Origin of the sequence: Mycolicibacterium chengduense (genome assembly GCF_033741155.1) — a bacterium.
GTDB lineage: Bacteria > Actinomycetota > Actinomycetes > Mycobacteriales > Mycobacteriaceae > Mycobacterium.
Window position 1 is genome coordinate 209,972 of sequence record NZ_JAWQNH010000003.1, and the last position, 20,117, is coordinate 230,088.

At 66.9% G+C, this 20,117-nt stretch carries 17 protein-coding genes; 10 read left to right on the plus strand and 7 right to left on the minus strand.

Going from position 1 to position 20,117, the window contains the following annotated elements:
- The first annotated feature begins 69 nt into the window (after positions 1-69).
- The 4 genes from lspA (at position 70) to SBI67_RS11410 (ending at position 5,832) form a co-directional block, all read left to right on the plus strand.
- Positions 70-741 carry a signal peptidase II gene (lspA, locus tag SBI67_RS11395; protein ID WP_413232458.1) on the plus strand — a complete coding sequence of 224 codons (672 nt, stop codon included), beginning with the start codon at positions 70-72 and terminating at the stop codon, positions 739-741.
- A complete protein-coding gene (locus SBI67_RS11400) occupies positions 738-1,661 on the plus strand; it encodes an RluA family pseudouridine synthase (RefSeq protein WP_318980672.1) in 924 nt (307 codons plus the stop codon). The genes lspA and SBI67_RS11400 overlap by 4 nt, the downstream gene beginning before the upstream one ends.
- A 1-nt stretch (position 1,662) precedes the next feature.
- Entirely contained in the window at positions 1,663-2,583 is a 921-nt protein-coding gene (rarD, locus tag SBI67_RS11405; protein WP_318980673.1) for an EamA family transporter RarD, read from the plus strand.
- Between the two features lie 84 nt (positions 2,584-2,667).
- On the plus strand, positions 2,668-5,832 hold the full coding sequence (locus tag SBI67_RS11410) for an MMPL/RND family transporter (protein WP_318980674.1): 3,165 nt from the start codon (positions 2,668-2,670) through the stop codon (positions 5,830-5,832).
- Between the two features lie 79 nt (positions 5,833-5,911).
- Here the strand turns inward: SBI67_RS11410 and SBI67_RS11415 are convergent, their stop codons facing one another.
- Both SBI67_RS11415 and SBI67_RS11420 read right to left on the minus strand, forming a co-directional pair.
- The gene (locus SBI67_RS11415; protein WP_318980675.1) at positions 5,912-6,571 is read right to left on the minus strand and encodes a class I SAM-dependent methyltransferase; all 660 of its coding nucleotides are present in this window, start codon (positions 6,569-6,571) and stop codon (positions 5,912-5,914) included.
- A 72-nt stretch (positions 6,572-6,643) separates the two neighbouring features.
- Complete coding sequence (locus SBI67_RS11420) at positions 6,644-7,591, minus strand: hypothetical protein (RefSeq protein ID WP_318980676.1); 948 nt, start codon at positions 7,589-7,591, stop codon at positions 6,644-6,646.
- Positions 7,592-8,073: 482 nt separating this feature from the next.
- On the opposite strand from SBI67_RS11420, the gene SBI67_RS11425 reads away from it, so the two are divergent.
- Positions 8,074-9,396 (plus strand): UDP-glucose dehydrogenase family protein, encoded by a 1,323-nt coding sequence (locus SBI67_RS11425; RefSeq protein ID WP_318980677.1) that lies wholly within the window; start codon positions 8,074-8,076, stop codon positions 9,394-9,396.
- The gene (locus SBI67_RS11430) at positions 9,396-10,325 is read left to right on the plus strand and encodes a glycosyltransferase family 2 protein (RefSeq protein WP_318980678.1); all 930 of its coding nucleotides are present in this window, start codon (positions 9,396-9,398) and stop codon (positions 10,323-10,325) included. The genes SBI67_RS11425 and SBI67_RS11430 overlap by 1 nt, the downstream gene beginning before the upstream one ends.
- 18 nt (positions 10,326-10,343) lie before the next feature.
- Here SBI67_RS11430 and SBI67_RS11435 read toward each other — a convergent pair whose 3' ends face one another.
- Genes SBI67_RS11435 through SBI67_RS11445 form a run of 3 tightly spaced genes read right to left on the minus strand, consistent with a single transcriptional unit; the run spans position 10,344 to position 12,801 of the window.
- Complete coding sequence (locus SBI67_RS11435; RefSeq protein ID WP_318980679.1) at positions 10,344-11,138, minus strand: ABC transporter permease; 795 nt, start codon at positions 11,136-11,138, stop codon at positions 10,344-10,346.
- Positions 11,135-11,872, minus strand: a complete 738-nt coding sequence (locus SBI67_RS11440; protein ID WP_318980680.1) for an ABC transporter permease — start codon at positions 11,870-11,872, stop codon at positions 11,135-11,137. Before SBI67_RS11440 ends, SBI67_RS11435 begins: the two co-directional genes overlap by 4 nt.
- Positions 11,869-12,801, minus strand: a complete 933-nt coding sequence (locus tag SBI67_RS11445; RefSeq protein ID WP_318980681.1) for an efflux ABC transporter ATPase subunit, DrrA-related — start codon at positions 12,799-12,801, stop codon at positions 11,869-11,871. The genes SBI67_RS11440 and SBI67_RS11445 overlap by 4 nt, the downstream gene beginning before the upstream one ends.
- 149 nt (positions 12,802-12,950) lie before the next feature.
- On the opposite strand from SBI67_RS11445, the gene dnaE reads away from it, so the two are divergent.
- The 4 genes from dnaE to SBI67_RS11465 all read left to right on the plus strand — a co-directional run bounded on the left by dnaE (position 12,951) and on the right by SBI67_RS11465 (position 19,136).
- Entirely contained in the window at positions 12,951-16,493 is a 3,543-nt protein-coding gene (gene dnaE / locus SBI67_RS11450) for a DNA polymerase III subunit alpha (protein WP_318980682.1), read from the plus strand.
- A gap of 140 nt (positions 16,494-16,633) precedes the next feature.
- Entirely contained in the window at positions 16,634-17,122 is a 489-nt protein-coding gene (locus SBI67_RS11455; RefSeq protein WP_318980683.1) for a hypothetical protein, read from the plus strand.
- Complete coding sequence (locus SBI67_RS11460) at positions 17,119-18,273, plus strand: hypothetical protein (RefSeq protein ID WP_318980684.1); 1,155 nt, start codon at positions 17,119-17,121, stop codon at positions 18,271-18,273. The genes SBI67_RS11455 and SBI67_RS11460 overlap by 4 nt, the downstream gene beginning before the upstream one ends.
- Positions 18,274-18,377: 104 nt before the next feature.
- Positions 18,378-19,136 (plus strand): hypothetical protein, encoded by a 759-nt coding sequence (locus tag SBI67_RS11465; RefSeq protein WP_318980685.1) that lies wholly within the window; start codon positions 18,378-18,380, stop codon positions 19,134-19,136.
- 3 nt (positions 19,137-19,139) lie between these two features.
- Here the strand turns inward: SBI67_RS11465 and SBI67_RS11470 are convergent, their stop codons facing one another.
- The gene (locus SBI67_RS11470; protein ID WP_318980686.1) at positions 19,140-19,853 is read right to left on the minus strand and encodes a hypothetical protein; all 714 of its coding nucleotides are present in this window, start codon (positions 19,851-19,853) and stop codon (positions 19,140-19,142) included.
- Between the two features lie 49 nt (positions 19,854-19,902).
- A complete protein-coding gene (locus SBI67_RS11475) occupies positions 19,903-20,094 on the minus strand; it encodes a hypothetical protein (RefSeq protein ID WP_318980687.1) in 192 nt (63 codons plus the stop codon).
- Between the last annotated feature and the right edge of the window lie 23 nt (positions 20,095-20,117).

Here is a 20,117-nt window from a genome sequence, read left to right on the forward strand (position 1 = left end):
ATCCGGCACCGCCGCCGTATCGGGCGGCGCGTTCCACATCACTGCCGCGTCGTTTGGGATGATGGTCGGGTGACTGACGAAACACCGGCCGGGCCGAGCGCCACACCCGCAACCGACGCGGCCGCGCCGGTGGGCCCTGAGCAGGCCGGCACCGCCGGCCCGCGCCGGCGGATGCGTCTGCTGCTCACCGTCGCCGGGGTGGTGCTGGCGCTCGACGTTGTCACCAAGGTGCTTGCAGTACACCTGCTGACCCCGGGCCAGCCGGTATCGATCATCGGCGACACCGTGACGTGGACGCTGGTCCGTAATTCGGGTGCGGCGTTCTCCATGGCCACCGGCTACACCTGGGTGCTCACCCTGATCGCGGCCGGCGTGGTGGTCGGCATCATCTGGATGGGTCGACGGCTGGTCTCGCCGTGGTGGGCGCTGGGGCTGGGCATGATCCTGGGCGGTGCGCTGGGCAATTTGGTGGACCGCTTCTTCCGCTCGCCCGGCCCGCTGCGCGGCCACGTCGTCGACTTCCTGTCGATCGGTTGGTGGCCGGTGTTCAACGTGGCCGACCCGGCGGTGGTCGGCGGGGCGATCCTGCTGGTGGTGCTGTCGCTGTTCGGCTTCGATTTTGATACCGACGGACGGCGCCAGCCGGACGGCGCATCCGATACCGACGGACGGCGCCAGCCGGACGAGCCGGCGCAGAAGCCTGCCGGCGGGCCGGCGACCGACACGGATTCACCGGAGTGACCACCCGCTCGATGCCGGTGCCCGAGGGGCTGGCGGGCATGCGGGTGGACGCCGGCTTGGCCCGGCTGCTCGGGCTGTCCCGCACGGCGGCGGCGGCGATCGCCGAAGAGGGCGGCGTGGAACTCGACGGGGTGACCGCCGGGAAATCGGAGAAGCTGACGGCCGGCGCCTGGTTGGAGGTGCGCATCCCGGACGCCCCGGCGCCGATCGAGAACACCCCGGTCGATATCGAGGGGATGACAATCCTCTACTCCGACGCCGATATCGTCGCCGTCGACAAACCCGCCGGCGTCGCCGCGCACGCGTCGGTCGGCTGGACCGGTCCCACCGTGCTGGGCGGGCTGGCGGCGGCGGGCTACCGGATCACCACCTCGGGTGTGCACGAACGGCAGGGCATCGTGCACCGGCTGGACGTCGGCACCTCGGGGGTCATGGTGGTGGCCATCTCGGAGCGGGCGTACACGGTGCTCAAGCGCGCGTTCAAACAGCGCACCGTGGATAAGCGCTACCACGCGCTGGTCCAGGGTCACCCCGATCCGTCCAGCGGCACCATCGACGCCCCGATCGGCCGGCACCGCGGGCACGACTGGAAGTTCGCGGTCACCGAGGGCGGCCGCAACAGCGTCACCCACTACGACACCATCGAAGCCCACGTCGCGGCCAGTCTGCTGGACGTGCACCTGGAAACCGGTCGCACGCACCAGATCCGGGTGCACTTTTCGGCGCTGCACCATCCGTGCTGCGGTGACCTGACCTATGGCGCCGATCCGACCCTGGCCAAGAAGCTCGGGCTGGAGCGGCAGTGGCTGCACGCCCGCTCGCTGGCCTTCGCGCATCCCGCCGACGGCAGGTGGATCGAGATCACCAGCCCGTACCCCGCCGATCTGCAGCACGCCCTCGACGTCCTGCGCGACCACTGAGGTGACGTCGCAGCCAAGCGAGCGGGTCAGGCGGGCCGGGTTGCTCTTCGGTGCCGGCGCATACGGGACCTGGGGGCTGTTCCCGGCGTTCTTCCCGCTGCTCAAGCCGGCCGGCGCCGTCGAAATCCTGGCGCACCGGATCGTCTGGAGCCTGCTGCTGATGGCGGTGGTGATCGCCGTGGTCGGGCGGCTCGGGGACCTGCGCAGGATGTCCGGGCGCACCTGGCTGTTGTTGAGCGGCGCGTCGGCCCTGATTTCGGCGAACTGGGCGATCTATGTGTACGCCGTCAACAACGGCCACGTGGTGGATGCCGCGTTGGGCTACTTCATCAACCCGCTGGTGACGGTGGCGCTCGGGGTGCTGATCTTCCGGGAGCGGCTCAACCGCGCGCAGCTGGCCGCGTTGGCCATCGCGGTGGTGGCGGTCGTGGTGCTGACGGTGGAGGTCGGCGCGCTGCCGTATATCGGGCTGGGGCTGGCGCTGTCCTTCGGGCTCTACGGTGCGGTGAAGAAGACGGTGGACGCCGACCCGCGGGTCAGCGTCGGCGTCGAGGCCGGGCTGGCGGCGCCGTTTGCTCTGGGCTATCTCGTCGTGCTGCAGTCCTCGGGTGCAGGCACCTTCACCGGGCACGGTGCAGCGCACGTCGTGCTGCTCATGCTGGCGGGTGTGCTGACCGCAATCCCACTGTTGTTGTTCGCTGCCGCGGCGCAGCGCCTGCCGATGGTGACAATGGGACTGCTGTTCTACCTGACGCCGATCATGCAAATGACGTGGGGTGTGCTGGTCGGCCATGAGCCGATGCCGCCCGCGCGCTGGCTCGGGTTTGCACTGATTTGGATCGCACTGGCGGTGTTCAGCGTCGATGCCGTTCTCCGCACGCGGTCAGCGCGCCGCTCGGTTTCCGGAGACGCCAATGTATAAAGAACCTGAGAAGATTGCTGGACTGCGTCGATATTGCCCCTCGCGCGGTCAACTCAGCAGCGGAAACCTGTAGCCTGGTCCGCAATGTTCAAACGTCCCAAGGTGAGCGCCCACGCCTTCTTGACGGGCAGTGGCCGGCTGATCGTCCGCCACCCGGTGCTCATGATCGCCACCTGGGTGGTCATCGCCGGCGCGTTGTTCGCTGCGCTGCCGCCGTTGGCGACGGTCGCGGCGCGCAATCCGCCGGATTTCTGGCCCAAGGACGCCCCCGTGCTGGCCGCCGGTAACCAGATGAAGAATGCGTTCAACGAGGCCGGCGCCAGCAACATGATCGCCGTCGTCCTGGTCGACGACAACGGGCTGACCAAGGACGACGAGGCCACCTATCGGACCTTGGTGGACAAGCTGCGGGCCAAGTCCGATGTGGTGATCGGCACCCAGGACTTCGTCCACATCCCCGAGCTGAAGCCGGCGATGACCAGCAAGGACAATAAGGCGTTCAACCTGCCGGTCAGCCTTTACGGCACCATGGGCACCAGCCAGGGTCAGAAGGCGTACCGGGACGCCATGAAGATCATCAACGAGGTCACGGCGAACACGACGCTGAAACCGAGCGTCGTCGGTGCCGCCGCGACCATGGAGGATGTCACCGGCATCGCGCTGCGTGATCAGCACATCATCGAGTTGTCCACCGTCATCACGGTGCTGCTGATCCTGATCATCGTCTATCGCAACATCGTCGCGATGCTCATCCCGCTGCTGACCATCGGGATCTCCCTGGCCACCGCGCAGCAAGTCATCGCGGGCCTCGGGCTGATCGGCCTCGGACTGGGGCCGCAGACGCTCATGCTGATCACCGGCATGATGATCGGTGCCGGCATCGACTACGCCGTCTTCCTGTTCAGTCGATATCAGGAGTATCTGCGCGGCGGCATGGCCTCCGACCAGGCCGTGGTCGCTGCGTTGGTGTCGATCGGCGAGGTGATCGCGGGCTCGGCGGGCACCGTCGCGATCACCTTCATGTCGCTGATGTTCACTCAGCTGGCCGTCTTCTCGACGATCGGGCCCGCGCTGGCCGTCACCATCTTCGTCGGCTTCCTGTCCTCGGTGACGTTGCTGCCCGCGTTCATCGTGCTGGCGGGCCGGCGCGGTTGGGTCAACCCGCGTAAGGACATCACCGGCCGGTTCTGGCGGCTGTCCGGCGTGAACATCGTGCGCCGGCCCTGGCTCAACCTGATCTGCAGCCTGATCGTGCTCATCTCGCTGGCCAGCTGCGCTCTGCTGGTGGACTTCAACTACGACGACCGCAAGAACCTGCCGGTGAAATCGACCAGCAACGACTCCTACGAGACGATGAACGCGCACTTCCCGGTGAGCAACTCGATGCAGCAGTTCATCGTGATCCACTCAGACACACAGGATCTGCGGTCTCCGCGGGCGCTGGCCGATATGGAGCAGATGGCCGCCCGGGTGGCGCAGTTGCCGAATATCGCCGCCGTCCGCGGTATCACCCGGCCCAACGGTGAGATGCTCACCGAGGCCAGGGCCACGCATCAGGCCGGTGAGGTCGGCGAGAAGATGGAAGAGGCCACCAACCTCATCTCGCAGAACGACAGCAACCTGACCGCGCTGACCGACGGTTCCCGCCAGCTCGCCGACGCGCTGAACAAGCTCAGGGAACAGGTGCTGCAGTCGGCGGGCCCGCTGAACACCATGCTCAGCGCGCTCGTCGAGATCGACAAGGAGTACGGCGGCACCGGCACCATCAAGCGGGCCAGCGCCAGCGCCCAGCTGGTGGACGGGCTGCGCAATCTCGGCAAACAGGTCGGCATCGGGATGGACGCCGTCGTCACCAACGCGGTGTGGCTGCAGCCGGCGCTGCAGGTGCTCAACGCGGTGCCGTGGTGCTCGATCGATCCGGCTTGCCGGGCGGTGCGCACCGATATGACCAGTCTGCTCAACGCCTATCAAGACGGCACCATGATGCAGCTCAAGGTGGCCGCCCAAGACCTGGAGAACACCGACGACGCCTCGCTGCACGACCAGCTCTCGGGCATCGACAGCAACCTGAACACCGCTCTGACGGCGGCCGACGAGTTGAAGGCCACCGACCCGGTGGCGCTCAAGTCTCAACTCGAGACGCTGACCAAGGGTGCCAACCTGCTCGCCGACTCCAGCGAGAAGCTGGCCCAGGGTGTCAAACTGCTGGTCGATCAGACCCGGCAGATGGGCGGCGGCCTCGGCCAGGCGTCGGACTTCCTGCTGGCGATGAAACGCGATGCGGCCGACCCGTCGATGTCCGGCTTCTATATCCCACCGCAGATTCTCACCAGGCCGGAGTTCGAGAAGGCGGCCAAGCTGTTCATCTCGCAGGACGGGCACACCGCCCGGTACCTGGTGCAAACCGCGCTCGACCCGTTCGGCACGGCAGCCATGGATCAGGTCGAGGACATCATCGCGGCGGCCAAGAGCGCCCGGCCCAACACCACGCTGGCCGACGCCGACATCACCATGGTCGGGTTCACCCGCGGGCAGAACGATATCCGCGACTACTACAACGCCGATATCCGCTACATCGTCCTGGTGACGTTGATCGTGGTGTTCTTCATCCTGGTTGTGCTGCTGCGGGCCATTTTGGCGCCGCTGTACCTGGTGCTGACCGTGGTGCTGTCCTATATGTCGGCGTTGGGCATCACCGTCGTCGTGTTCCAGTTCCTGCTGAAACAACCGATCTTCTGGAACACCCCCGGCGTCACCTTTCTGGTGCTGGTGGCGGTCGGGGCCGATTACAACCTGCTGCTGATCTCCCGGATCAAGGAGGAGGCGCACCGCGGGATGCGCGCCGCGGTCATCCGCACCGTCGGTGCCACCGGTGGCGTCATCACCTCGGCAGGCCTCATCTTCGCCGCGTCGATGCTGGCGCTGACGGTCAGCAGCATCGCGGCGGTGGTCCAGACCGGTTTCATCATCGGGATCGGCCTATTGCTGGACACCTTCCTGGTGCGCACCATCACCGTGCCCGCCATCGCGGTGCTGCTCGGTGACAAGAACTGGTGGCCCGCCGCGCCGCCCACCAAGAAGAAGGCGACCCGGCTGCGGCGGCAGCCGGTGCCCGTGGGTGCCGCGGCGGGCGCCGGGACACGCGATGCCGACTGGTATGACGACGTGGACGACGACGATGCCGATACCGATTTCGGTCAGGCGGCGGCCAACGCGTCGATGGTCACCCGCGCGTGGCGCATCCCGTGATCGGTACGCCGGCTACGCCCTGACGTCCCGACGAGGCACCCGGACTGTCAACGCCTGGGCCCCACCATCGCCCAAGCCGTCAGGCGCGCCGTTCGAAGACGAAGAAGTCGGCGAAGCTGGTCTGCTCCGGGTCCTGATCGGAATAGGGATACTCGTTCGGGACGTGCTCGACCAGAGCGAAGTCGGGCCGGTTCTGCTCGACCCACCGGGTGAAGTGGCGGTGCCGGACGTGCGGTGAGGACCACGGCCTGTCCTCGTTGCTCGCGTAGACGATCACGAACCTCGTTGCTGCATCGAACAATTGGGACATGTAGCCGTCGAACACCGCGTCTTCCACCAAGTGGTAGATCACGTCGAGGGACAGGGCGAGCTCCGCGCGGTGTTGGTCGGTGACCTCGCTGGTGTGCAGGAACTCGATCGACGGGTTCGCCGCGAACAGTTCGCGGGTGTGGGCCAGCACCGTGTGGGAGACGTCCACCCCGATGTAGTGGGGGTACTCGGCGAGTGCCAGTTGCGACCCGTCGCCCGATCCGAATTCCATCACGCTGCCGATCCCGTGGTTGGCGACGAACTTGTTCAGGAAATCGGCCTTGAAGCGAGCGAGCCGGTTGTACGAGCCGGCCCCCGAGTTGCCGCCGAGCCGGTAGCGCCGCTCCCAGTAGTCTTCAGAGTTGTTGAAGCGGCGGGATTCTCGCAGGTTCCACCGCGCACGATCGATGAGCTCGCCGATACGTCGCATACACCACTCCCTGGATTGAACTCGAGCATCTGCCGCGGACGACGCCGGGCAGCCGATTGCGCGACCTCGCGGTCAGACGGGCAACCACGCACGGCGCGTCGGCGCCGCGATGGCGTCATTGGCGTCCCCGGTGCCGTCCCACAGCCCGTGGTTGGACAACACCGGGATCGACCACCACAACGCCGCCGTGGCGCGGACCTGCCGCACCGGCACGCCCGAGGCGATCGCCGCGTAGTGCAGCCAGAAATCGTCGGCGCGCGGGCAGATCTGCGCGAATTCGTCACCGTGATCCTTGAGCGTGCGCAGCACGGCCGGGGGATAGGCGACGCCGGACGTGCCGGTTGCGAAGACGGTGTCCGACGGTTCGGTGGTGGCACACATCGGCCAGTCGCGGTAGGGGCCGTCGGTGCGGATGCGTGCCCGAAATGCCGTGACCTGATTCGGGCGGTGCGCGTTCAACAGCTCGTCGAGCCAGTTCGGCGGGTAGTAGACGTCGTCGTCGGCGGTAACCAAGGTGCGATCAGGCTCATCCGGCAGGATCTCGTTGACGTAGGGGAAGTACTTCTTGTGGGGGCCGTAGTCGAGGCAGCGACGGATTTCCAAACCGCGGGCCTGCAGGCGTTTGAGCGAAGGTGGCAGCGCGGCCATGGCGGCGGCGTCGTCCAGCCACAGGATGATGCGACGTGGTTTCACCGTCCCCGCGCCGATGGTTTCGATCGTCCGCCACACCGTCGCGATACGGTTGCCGTAGCTGGTCAACGAGACGTTGACATCGGCATTGCCCACGATCTCTGCGGTGGAGGTCCGGTTGACGTGGCCCAGTTGCACACTCAGTGCGGTGTACTCGGCGACCGCGGCACACCACGTGAGCGGATTGGTGGGGTTCGTTCCGGTGTTGTGCGTAGCTACCGGCACCGGGGGACGTGCGGGCGCCGTCGCCCGGACCGGAGCGCGCCTCATCGACCTGGGGCCGGCATGGCCCAGCGACAGCAGACCCTTGGACAGCCCCCACGTAGCCATGAGCGGACACTAACAAGCTGAAATGGCTGCTACCAGGCAGTTTTGCGGACCAATCCCGGATTGGCTGCGTGGGCTCATGGCGCGAAATTTGCTGCCGGCAACGATGTCACGCAAAGGCCGGGTTGTGTCCGTCCATGTGGCCGGTTTCACATTTGCCTTGCCGCCGCGTGCAAGTTCGAAATTTATTCCTGGCAATGTGCAGTGTGTGGGGTGGCGGGACCTGTCGCGGCGGTCTCGGACCGATGGCGCAACCTGGGGTTCGTGTCCCCGTCGCACGCCGTTCGCCGCCGTGGCCGAGGTTGCGTGCAACCGCCTCGGCACGACAAGAGCGGTGGTGATGAGGTGTGATGTACTTAGCTGCGACCGAGCAAGGAGAAGTAGTGGCGGGCACAACCGATCCGGCCTGGAAGGCGCTTCGCCACAATCGGCCGATGGCCCCCCGTGCGGTCGCACCATACTGCGAGAGCCTGGAGTTCAGCTAGATGAGAATGAGCGTCATTGGAACGGGCTACCTGGGTGCCGTCCACGCCGCCTGCATGGCACATATCGGACACGAGGTCGTCGCGTACGACACCGACGCCGCCAAGATCGCCGCGCTGGCCACCGGCAAGTCCCCGTTCTACGAACCCGGATTCGACGAATTGCTCACCGAGGTGCTCGGCACCGGCCGGTTGCGGTTCACCCAATCCGTAGCGGAAGCGGTCTCCGGGGCTTCGGTGCATTTCGTCTGCGTCGGGACGCCACAGTCGTCGGGTTCGGACGCTGCCAACGTCGCGTATGTCGACAGTGCCTTCCGGTCGGTGGCGGTCAACGCCGATGTCGACGGCCTGATCGTCGGCAAGTCCACCGTCCCGGTCGGCACGGCGCAGCGCCTGGCCGCCGAGGTGGCTGCCACGTCGTCGCCGCACCGGCTCGAGGTCGCGTGGAATCCCGAGTTCCTCCGGGAGGGCAAGGCGATCGAGGACACGCTGCAGCCGGACCGCCTGGTCTTCGGGGTCACCTCCGAATACGCCGAGAAGACATTGCAAGAGGTCTACGGCAGTCTGCTGGATGCCGGCACGCCACACCTGACGGCCGATCTCCCCACCTCGGAATTGGTCAAGGTGGCGGCCAATGCCTTTCTGGCCACCAAGATCTCGTTCATCAACGCGATGGCCGAGGTGTGCGAGATCGTCGATGCCGACGTGGTGACGCTCAGTCGCGCGCTGGGCTACGACGACCGGATCGGTAAACGATTCCTCAACGCCGGCTTGGGTTTCGGTGGCGGCTGCCTGCCCAAGGACATCCGCGCCTTCAGCGCCAGGGCCGGCGAACTCGGTGCCGCCGACGCGCTGCGCTTCCTGCATGAGGTCGACAAGATCAACCTGCGCCGGCGCGAGAAGGCCGTCTCGGTGGCCCGCAACCTCGTCGGCGGGGAGTTCCTCGGCAAGAGCATCGCCGTCCTGGGCGCGGCGTTCAAACCCAACAGCGACGACGTTCGCGATTCGCCTGCGTTGAACGTGGCCGCCGCCATGCACCTCAAGGGTGCCGACGTGCGCGTGCACGATCCCAAGGCGATCGACAACGCGAAAGCCCGGTTCCCGACACTCGGGTACTTCGCCACGGCGGAGGACGCCTGCCGCAACGCGGATCTGATCGTGCTGGCCACCGAATGGGACGAGTACTGCACTATCGACCCGGTGGCGTTCCGGTCGGTGGTCAAGGAGCCACGCCTGCTCGACACCAGGAACGCGATCGACCGGGAGTACTGGTCTGGCGCCGGATGGCAGGTGTACAGCCTCGGCCGGGGCGGGCTGAACGCCTGATGGCCAAGCAGACCATCGAGGTCATCATCCCGGTCCGCAATATGGCCGACCATCTGCCCAAACTGCTGGCACCATTGCTCGACCAGCTGGCCGACGGGGACCGGGTCACCGTCGTCAACGACGCGTCCACCGACGAAACCGAAGCGGTGGCACGGTCGTTGGGCGCCAATGTGGTGACGGTGACCGACAGCCGGGGCCCGTACTACGCCCGGCAGGTAGCGGCGAGCAAGGCCACGGCAGACATCCTGCTGTTCACCGACGGGCGGTGCCGACCGCTGCCTGGTCTGATCGAGGCGCACCGGGCACTGCAACAGAAACCGGAAGTCGCGCTGTCCTGCACCAATGTCCGCACGGTTTCCGGGCCGACACTCGCGGCGCGGATGGCCGCGGCGATGCAGCCCTTCATGCTGCCGCGCGGGGGCGGTGCGATGAAGGCCACCATCGGGATGGTGCCGCCCAAACCGGATTACTATCCCACCGCCAACCTCGGCATCGATCGGGTCGCGTTCGCGAAGGTGGGTGGCTTCCGGTCGATGCGCGGCGGGGGAGATCTCGATATCTGCTGGCGCATCCAGGAACAGGGGTTGGGCACGATCGCCACCGATACCCGGGTGCTGATGGAGTGGGAACCGCGCTCCTCGATGCGGGATCTGGCGAGCCAGTGGAAGCGCTACGGGCACAGCAACGCCTACATCCGGTGGGCCAGCCGCAACGACGCAGGCGCGGGCGGCCAGGCCGCGCCGCGGCATTCACCGGTGCAGGCCTGGACGACGCTGCGCGCCGAGTTGCGCCGTCCGCCCGCCGAATTGGCGGCCAACGCGCTGGTCGGTCTGGCGTTCCAGTACGGCTATCTGTCCGCGACGCTGAAACGCTCGGAATTCCAGATGCCGGCACGGTTCGAGATCGCACCCGACCTGGATTCTGTGTAGCCGGGCGGTACCGACGGCTCAGCCGTCCTGTTTGCCGCCTTCGACCGCCGCCCGGTACCCGCGCACGGCGACCGGCACGAACAGCGCCGCGATCAGCGCCGCCCACAGCACCGTCAACACCATCGGCTGCCAGGGATTGCCGCCCGAGGACAACGCCCGCATGGCCGCCGCCGGCGGCGCCACCGGCTGGAACTCGGCCAACGGGCGCAGCACGGCCGGCAACCGGTCCAGCGGGATGAGCGTCGCGAAGGCCAAACCCATACACGCCGTCTGCGTCCAGGTCAGGATGATGCGGCCCTGCGGGCGCAGCGCAAGCGTGATGACCACCGTCGCGAACACCATCACCACGATCACCGGCATCAGCAGATAGCCCAGCAGTTCGACCCAGCCGCCGCCGAAGCGGAAACCCATCACGTAGCCGGTGGCCACGACGACAGCCGAACCGGCGAAGGTGCGCACCGCCTCGGCCAGCAGGGCACCGGTCAACGGTGCCGTCCGGTGCACCGGCATCAACCACAGCCGGGTGAGCAGGCCGCTGTCCCGGTCGTACGGCACCGCCAGGCCGGCCCCGACGGCGCCGGACATGGCGCCGGCCAGCGTGCACACCGGGATCAACAGATCCAGCCCACTGTTGCCGGTCAGCCGGACCATCGACTTGCCCACCAGCGCGCCGTAGATGATCAGCAGCAGCGTCGGGAAGAGCAACGCCTGGAGGGGCACCATCGGGTACCGGCGCCACTGCACGAACAGCCGCCCCGCGAAGATCCAACTCTCCGCCAGCAGCGAATGCCGGTGTGCCGAGCCCGTTGTCATGACGTGCGCCCCTGGAGTCGAATGGCGATCGGGCCGAACACCAGCAGCATGCCGATGCACCACGCCAGGCTGGTCGCCAGGTTGGCCGTCGTGACGTGACCGCTGGTGAAGCCGCGCAGCGTCTCGGTGATCTGCGAGATCGGCTGGTAGCGCACGAAACCCTGCAGCCAGGACGGGAACGCATCGACCGGGGCGAGCCCGGTGGACAGCATCACCAGCAGCAGCTGCGGGATCAACAACAGCTGGCTGGCCACCTCGGTGCGGCCGGCCTTGGCTCCCGTGGCATCCGCGCCGAACGACAGCGCCAGCGTCAACGTCAGGGCCAGCACCACAAACGCTGCGGCATAACCGAATCCGGTGGTCAGCCGAAAACCGAACAGGTAGGCCGCCGCAAACGATGCGATCAACGCCACCACGCCGCGGATCAGGCAGTAGGCCATCCTGGCCATCAACGGTGTGTAGGGCGAGATGGGCAGGGTACGCATCCGGGCGCTCAGCCCGCTGGCCTTCTCCCAGGCCGCGCGGTCGGTCGTGGTGAGCGCGCCGAACAACATGGCCTGGACCACCACGGCCGGCAGGATGTACTGGGCGTAACTCATCCCACCGGTCGGGATGATGTCGCGCAGCAGGAACGTCAGACCGATCAGGCCCGAGATCGGCACCATCACCGCGAAAGCCAGATCCAGCGTCCCCTTCTGCACGACGCGTGCAGTCAGCAGCGCGAAGGGGGTCACTTCGCGATGACCGGGGTGGTGAGGTGCAGGAACACCTCGTCGAGGGAGGGCCGGCGCAGGGAGATGTCCAGCAGCTCGACGCCGAGCCCGTCCATCCGGCGGAACACCTCCGACAGGGTCGCCACGCCCTGCGGCGCGGGCACCGACACCGTGCTGGTGTCGGCGTCCACCTCGACCTCGGTGAAGTCGGCGAGGGCGGCAGCGATCCGCGGCAGGTCGTCGGAGTTGACCGCGGTCATCTGGCAGTAGCCGCTACCCGTCTGGCGTTTGAGCTCGTCGGCCGTGCCCTTCGCCACGATCTGGCCGTGGTTGAGGATGACGATCGAGTCGCTGAGGATATCGGCTTCCTCCAGGTACTGGGTGGTCAGCAGGACGGTGATGTCCTGAGCCTTCAACGAGGACACCAGGTTCCAGACGTCGCGGCGACTGCGGGGATCAAGTCCGGTGGTCGGTTCGTCCAAGAACAGCACTTTGGGCATCACGACCAGGGATACGGCGATGTCGATGCGTCGCCGCATCCCGCCGGAATAGCCGCTGACCTGGCGGTCGGCGGCGTGACCCATGTCGAACTGGGTGATCAGCTCCTCGGCCCTGGCGCGGGCCTCGGCGCGGCGCAGGCCCCGCAGGCGCCCGAACAGCACCAGGTTCTCCCGCCCCGTCAGCCGCGGGTCCAGGGCCGCATCCTGGCCGGTCACCCCGATGCTGCGGCGCACCTTCGCCGGTTCGGTGGCCACGTCGTAGCCCGCCACGATCGCCTGCCCCGATGTCGGCTTGAGCAGTGTCGAGAGGATTTTGACCGTCGTCGTCTTCCCGGCGCCGTTGTGCCCCAGCAACGCGCACACGGACCCGGTGGGAACGGAAAAGCTCACGTCGCGCAGGGCGGGGACGCTTCCGCCGAATGTCTTGGCGACATTGTTGAGCTCGATCACGGAGTCATACGATACAGCCGTCGCCCGTTATGTGAGACCTACGGTCGCGGGCTCGCGGCACGGCTCCCGCCGCGCTCCACGCCGGGTGAGCAGACACGTCGCGCGACACGCCGAGAACTGTCGGTGGGCACCCATAGACTGGCGTTCCTATGAGCTCTCACCGGTCCTTCGTGCACCTCCACAACCACACCGAATACTCCATGCTCGACGGTGCGGCGAAGGTCAAGCCGATGATCGCCGAGGCGCAGCGCCTCGAGATGCCGGCCATCGGCATGACCGACCACGGAAACATGTTCGGCGCCAGTGAGTTCTACAACAAGGCCACCGAGGCGGGGATCAAACCGATCATCGGGATCGAGGCCTACATCGCGCCGGCGTCGCGCTTCGAGACCAAACGCGTCACCTGGGGTGACCCCAGCCAGAAGGGCGACGACGTCTCGGGTAGCGGTTCCTACACCCATATGACGATGGTCGCCGAGAACGCGACCGGGCTGCGCAACCTGTTCAAACTGTCCTCGCTGGCGTCCTTCGAAGGGCAGCTCGGCAAGTGGTCCCGGATGGACGCCGAGATCATCGCCGAACACGCGTCCGGCATCATCGCCACCACCGGCTGCCCGTCCGGCGAGGTGCAGACCCGGCTGCGGCTGGGCCACGAGAAAGAAGCGATCGAGGCCGCGGCGAAGTGGCAGGACATCTTCGGCAAGGACAACTTCTTCCTCGAACTGATGGACCACGGCATCGACATCGAGCGTCGGGTCCGGGAGGGGCTGCTCGAGGTCGGGCGCAAGCTGGGCATCCCGCCCCTGGCCACCAACGACTGCCATTACGTGACGCGCGAGGCGTCGCACAACCACGAGGCGCTGCTGTGCATCCAGACCGGCAAGACGCTCTCGGATCCGGCCCGGTTCAAATTCGACGGCGACGGTTACTACCTCAAGTCGGCCGCGGACATGCGGGCCCTGTGGGATCCGCAGGTGCCCGGCGCGTGCGATTCCACGCTGCTGATCGCCGAGCGGGTGCAGTCCTACGCCGACGTGTGGGCCCCGCGCGACCGGATGCCGGTCTTCCCCGTCCCGGACGGGCACGATCAGGCCAGCTGGCTGCGGCATGAGGTGCACGCCGGCCTCAACCGGCGTTTCCCCGACGGTGTGCCGCAGGAATACCTCGACCGCGCCGACTACGAGATCAAGGTCATCTGCGACAAGGGTTTCCCGTCGTACTTCCTGATCGTGGCCGATCTGATCACCTACGCGCAGTCGGTCAACATCCGGGTGGGTCCGGGCCGTGGTTCGGCGGCCGGTTCGCTGGTGGCCTATGCCATGGGCATCACCAATATCGACCCGATCCCGCACGGGCTGCTGTTCGAACGGTTCCTCAACCCCGAGCGCCCGTCGGCCCCCGATATCGATATCGACTTCGACGACCGTCGCCGCGGCGAGATGGTGCGTTACGCCTCGGAGAAGTGGGGCAGTGACCGGGTGGCGCAGGTCATCACCTTCGGCACCATCAAAACCAAGGCGGCGCTGAAGGACTCGGCCCGGGTGCACTACGGCCAGCCCGGCTTTGCCATCGCCGACCGGATCACCAAGGCGCTGCCGCCGCCCATCATGGCCAAGGACATCCCGCTGTCCGGGATCACCGACCCCAACCACGAGCGGTACAAGGAAGCCGCCGAGGTGCGCGGGCTGATCGACACCGACCCCGACGTGCGCACCATCTACGAGACCGCCCGTGGTCTGGAGGGCCTGGTCCGCAACGCCGGCGTGCACGCCTGCGCGGTTATCATGAGCTCCGAGCCGCTCATCGACGCCATCCCGATGTGGAAGCGGGCGCAGGACGGCGCCATCATCACCGGGTGGGACTACCCGTCGTGTGAGGCCATCGGCCTGCTCAAGATGGACTTCCTGGGCCTGCGCAACCTCACCGTCATCGGTGACGCGCTGGAGAACATCAAGGCCAACCGCGGCATCGATCTGGACATGGATCACCTCCCGCTGGACGATCCGGCGACCTACGAACTGCTCTCCCGCGGTGACACCCTGGGCGTGTTCCAGCTCGACGGCGGCCCGATGCGGGATCTGCTGCGCCGCATGCAACCCACCGGCTTCAACGACATCGTCGCCGTGCTGGCGCTGTACCGCCCCGGCCCGATGGGCATGAACGCGCACAACGACTATGCCGACCGGAAAAACGGTCGACAGCCGATCAAGCCGATCCACCCGGAGTTGGAGGAACCGCTCAAGGAGATCCTCGCCGAGACCTATGGCCTGATCGTCTACCAAGAGCAGATCATGTTCATCGCCCAGAAGGTCGCGTCCTACACCATGGGCAAGGCCGATGCGCTGCGTAAGGCCATGGGTAAGAAGAAGCTCGAAGTGCTCGAGGCCGAGTACCAGGGCTTCAAAGAGGGGATGACGGCCAACGGCTTCTCCGAGGCCGCGGTGAAGGCGTTGTGGGACACCATCCTTCCGTTCGCCGGATACGCGTTCAACAAATCGCACGCCGCCGGCTACGGCCTGGTGTCCTTCTGGACGGCCTATCTCAAGGCCAACTTCCCCGCCGAATACATGGCCGGGTTGCTCACCTCCGTCGGCGACGACAAAGACAAGGCCGCGGTGTACCTGTCGGATTGCCGCCGGCTCGGAATCACCGTGCTGCCACCGGATGTCAACGAATCGGTGCACAACTTCGCATCGGTCGGCAACGACATCCGGTACGGACTCGGTGGTGTCCGCAACGTCGGCGCCAACGTGGTGCAGTCGATCATCGCCGGACGCCGCGACAAGGGGAAGTACACCGATTTCTCCGACTACCTGAACAAGGTGGACATCACCGCCTGCAACAAGAAGGTGACGGAATCCCTGATCAAGGCCGGGGCCTTCGACTCGCTCGGCCATCCCCGCAAGGGCCTGTTCCTGGTGCACGCCGACGCCGTGGACTCGGTGCTCGGCACCAAGAAGGCCGAGGCCATCGGCCAGTTCGACCTGTTCGGCGGCGGCGACGGTGACACCGGTATCGAATCGGTCTTCACCATCCCGGTGCCCGAGGGCGAATGGGACGACAAGCACAAACTGGCGCTGGAACGAGAGATGCTGGGCCTGTACGTGTCCGGCCATCCGCTCGACGGGGTGGCGCACCTGCTGACCGCGCAGGTGGACACCCAGATCCCCGCGATCCTGGAAGGTGACATCGCCAACGACACCCAGGTGCGCGTCGGCGGGATCTTGGCCTCGGTGAACCGCCGCGTCAACAAGAACGGCCTGCCGTGGGCGTCGGCTCAACTGGAGGATCTCACCGGCGGTATCGAGGTGCTGTTCTTCCCGCAGACCTACTCGGCGTTCGGGGCCGATATCGCCGACGACGCCGTGGTCCTGGTCGGTGCCAAGGTGGCCAAACGCGATGACCGGATCTCGCTGATCGCCAATGACCTTGTGGTGCCCGACTTTTCGAATGCCCAGCCGGACCGGCCGCTCGCGCTGAGCCTGCCGACCCGGCAGTGCACGCACGACAAGGTGACCGCGCTCAAGCAGGTACTGGCCCGCCATCCCGGTACGGCGCAAGTTCACCTGCGGTTGATCAGCGGGGAGCGGATCACCACCCTGGAGCTGGATCAGTCGTTGCGGGTGACGCCGTCCTCGGCGCTGATGGGTGACCTCAAGGCCCTCCTGGGCCCCGGCTGCTTGGGGGGATAGCCGGGGTACGCCGATCGGGCGAAATCGAGGACTCGCGCTGCGATCGCCCAGGCGTGGGCTTACCGTGCCAACGGCGGTGTTCAGCAAACCATGCGGGGGGTTCCGTGCCTGGGCGTCGCCATGACGGGGCGGAGGGCGGAGTGGGGCCGACTACCAAGCGCACGGTGCGGATCGTCTTCGGCGCGACGGTGCTGTGGATCGTCGTGCTGCAGTACATCCCGTTCGCCGTGTGGCGCGCGGAGCCCTATCCGGCACTCGTACTGCCCGGCTTCCCGGCGCAATGCGCGGGCTGTCTCCTGGAGACCGGGATACCACGGGCGAAAGAACCGGCGGTTGTAGTGCGGTTCAGCAGCGGTGCGCCGCGACGGGTGCCGTTGGACAGCCTGCTGCCCGCCGGCCCGTCTGTGCGCCTGATGGTCTTCACCGCCGCGTTCAGCGACGACAGTGTCGCCACCGTTCCCGATGCCGTCGCCTGGCTGCGAGCACGGACGGCCCGGCTGTTTCCCGGTGACCAGCCGACCGGGGTTGACATCGTCTGGCGCACCGCGACCTACCGTGCCGCGGACGCGTCCGCGGTGGAGTACCAACCGCTGCGCACCATTCACGTCGACTTCGGGAACTCGAAGTGAGGATCGCCGAGACGTTCGACCGCTGGGTCGACAGCGGCCCGTTCACCCCGGCGGACCTCGGGATCTGCCGGATCATCTATGCGATCAGTGCGCTGTTCATCGTCCCGGACATCGCATGGCTCGGTCGGTATCCGGACTTCATGTTCCATGCCCCGCCGGGTCCGCTCCGATTGTTCTCCGGCTTCCCGTCGCCGGGAGTGCTGATCGGGCTGGAACTGCTCCGCTCGCTCACACTGATCCTGCTCGGCATGGGTCTGTGGACCCGCTTTGTGTCGCTGGCCGCCGCGGTGATGCTCTTCGTCACCTACGGCTTGATGTACTGCCTCGGCAAGGTCGACCACACTATCCTGTTGTTGCTGGTGCCATTGGTGCTGGCGTTCGCGGACTGGGGCAACCGCTACTCCGTCGATGCTTACCGACGCGGCGGTGCTACTGTGCCGCAACGACAATGGCCCTTACGTCTGCTCGCCCTGTTGATCGGGTGGGGATTCTTCACCGCGGCCCTGACCAAGTTGCTGACGGGTTGGCTGTCGTGGTCCAGTCAAGCGGCACGGGGGTATTTCGTCCTCGGCTTCCTGACCGAAGGTCGGACGTACTGGCTGGCCGACTGGCTGGCCGCGCACGACATGCGGGCGGTGTGGGAACTGGTCGACTGGCTGACGGTCATCTTCGAGTTCGCCTTCTTGCTGGCCATGCCGTGGTGGCGCGCCTTCCGGACGGTGCTGGCCGTCGCCACCACCTTCCACCTGGGCGTGCTCTTGACCATGGGTATCGATTTCAGCAGTGCCGTGGTGGCCTATGGCGCGTTCGTGTCATGGAGCGTCATCGCGCGGTGGATCGGTGATTCTGCCGTCGGCAGATTCGTCGCCCAGATAGGCCCCGCGCGGCTCGGACGATCCGGCGTGCTCGCCGGGTCGTGGCTGTGTGTCCTCGGTATCGGCGTACTTGCGTGGGTTCTCATGATCAGCCCGGCGGCGCGGATCTTGACCGGGCTCATCGCCAGCAATGTGGTCATCGTGCTCGCTGCGGCGATCGGGCTGTCTTATCTCGCGCTGCGGACAGGTCACGCCCAGCGGCCCCTCACCCGGTTGCTGTCAGCCGGCCGAGCAAGGTCGAAGGCTCGCGCTGCCGCTCGTCCGCTCATTGATTGACCTGCACAGAGGCGGAGGGGACCGCCTTTGGGGGCAAGATGCGCAATACGGGAGTTTTTCCCGTAAATGGTGTCGAGTGGTGCCTGGCACTGGTCGAATTCGCGATGCTGAATCCGCGGCTGTGGCTGCGGAATCGGCGCTGCGACACCCCGGTCGTGGGCGACGGCGCCGCCGACGTGTCATTGACCAGTCACGGCCGCCGGATCGGCACGGTGTGGCGGACCATCGAGACCATCGGCGCCGGCACGGTCAAACCGCGCCGGTTGATCCTGTGGCTCGACGATCCGGCCGCGATGGCGGCGCTGCCGTCGTCACTGGTCCGGCTGCGCCGGCGCGGACTGGAGATCAGGCTGTGCCGCAGCTATGGACCGCACACCAAGTACTACCCGTACGTCACCGAGATCGCCGGCGGCGACGACGATGTCACGTTGGTCACCGCCGACGACGACGTCTACTACCCACCGACGTGGCTGGCGGAGCTGCTACGGGCGCACCGCCCCGGTCAAGTGACGACATTCCGGGCGCGGATGCGTTCGACGGAGCCGTACGTCAACTGGCCGGCGTGCACCACCACCGAGGCCTCGCCGCAGGTTTTTGCCACCGGTGTCTCGGGTGCGGCGTACCCGCCGGAGCTGCAGCGCACCCTGCGCGAACGCGGTGACGAGTTCTTGGCGGTGTGTCCCCGTGCCGACGACTTCTGGCTGCACTATGGCGCCGTCGCGACCGGGATACCGGTACGTCAGGTGCGCGACACCGCCGCGTTGTGGTGGTCGATGCCCGTCGCGTCGAAGCGTGGGCTCTGGGACGGCAAGGGCACGGCGAACGACGCGATCGCCGCGGCGACGGAACGCGCCTGGCTGTGAGAGCTACTTGAGCACGTTCACCGCGCGGGCGATCACCAGCGCCACCGTCGACAGCGACACCAGCGCCTGCACCGCCATCAGCATCTTGGCCCAGCGAGCCAGCGGCATGGTGTCGGTCGGGGAGAAGGCCACCACATTGGTGAAGCTGACGTACAGATAGTCGACGAAGGTGGGGCGCCAGCCGGGTGCGGCCGTGGTCGGGTCCGTCATCTGCGGGAACAGGAAATCGGGATAGGGCTGCTCACCGGCGCGTCGAGCGAACGGCCCACCCCGGTCCAACTCCCAGTACCACAGCGCGAAGGCCAGCACATTGGTGATGAAGATGGCCCCGCCGCTGCCCAGCAGCACCGCCGCGTCGTTACTGACGTCGCCCGAGAGGATCCGGTAATCCAGCACGACGGCCGAGGCGGTGTTGTCGGCGGTGATGGCTATGGTCAGCGCCAGGCTGCCCCAGCGGGCGGCGGTGGTCCGGCGGGTCAGCCGCAGCGGGTTGATCGCCACGAGCACCAGCACCAGCAGCAGCTCCATTGCGATCAGCGGCCAGCGGGGCACCACCGTGTAGCGCTCGGGTACGGCGCGTTGGAGGGCGACGGCCGCCAGGATGGCCGCGAGCACCGGTAACCGGCTTTCGGGTTCGCCTGGACGCAGCCAGGATGGCACCCGCTGCTCGGCGCGTTTCACGAACGCTTCGGCAGGCGTCTCCGGATTGGGTTCCATCGGCCTAGTGTGGCCGCCCGGGCTGCCGACCGGCTGAACGCCGCGCCGGCTAGCGGCGGCTGACGGTGCCGAGGCCGGCCCAGGTCACGGTGCTGATCGCGGCCGCGCTGAGCACCGAGAAGGGGGCGTTGGCGGTGAGCACACCCAGGACGATCAGCGTGAGTGCCCCGACGATGAGCGCGATGACCTTGTAGGTCGGCCACGGGACCCCGGCAATCCGTACTTCGGTTGGCGTGGTCATAGTGCAACGATAGCGCGTAACCC

Coding starts and splice junctions, on each gene's coding strand:
- SBI67_RS11410 (WP_318980674.1), top strand. CDS start 2,668: ATGTTCAAACGTCCCAAGGTGAGCGCCCACGCCTTCTTGACGGGCAGT.
- SBI67_RS11415 (WP_318980675.1), bottom strand. CDS start 6,571: ATGCGACGTATCGGCGAGCTCATCGATCGTGCGCGGTGGAACCTGCGA.
- SBI67_RS11420 (WP_318980676.1), bottom strand. CDS start 7,591: ATGGCTACGTGGGGGCTGTCCAAGGGTCTGCTGTCGCTGGGCCATGCC.
- SBI67_RS11425 (WP_318980677.1), top strand. CDS start 8,074: ATGAGAATGAGCGTCATTGGAACGGGCTACCTGGGTGCCGTCCACGCC.
- SBI67_RS11430 (WP_318980678.1), top strand. CDS start 9,396: ATGGCCAAGCAGACCATCGAGGTCATCATCCCGGTCCGCAATATGGCC.
- SBI67_RS11435 (WP_318980679.1), bottom strand. CDS start 11,138: ATGACAACGGGCTCGGCACACCGGCATTCGCTGCTGGCGGAGAGTTGG.
- dnaE (WP_318980682.1), top strand. CDS start 12,951: ATGAGCTCTCACCGGTCCTTCGTGCACCTCCACAACCACACCGAATAC.
- SBI67_RS11465 (WP_318980685.1), top strand. CDS start 18,378: ATGCTGAATCCGCGGCTGTGGCTGCGGAATCGGCGCTGCGACACCCCG.
- SBI67_RS11470 (WP_318980686.1), bottom strand. CDS start 19,853: ATGGAACCCAATCCGGAGACGCCTGCCGAAGCGTTCGTGAAACGCGCC.
- SBI67_RS11475 (WP_318980687.1), bottom strand. CDS start 20,094: ATGACCACGCCAACCGAAGTACGGATTGCCGGGGTCCCGTGGCCGACC.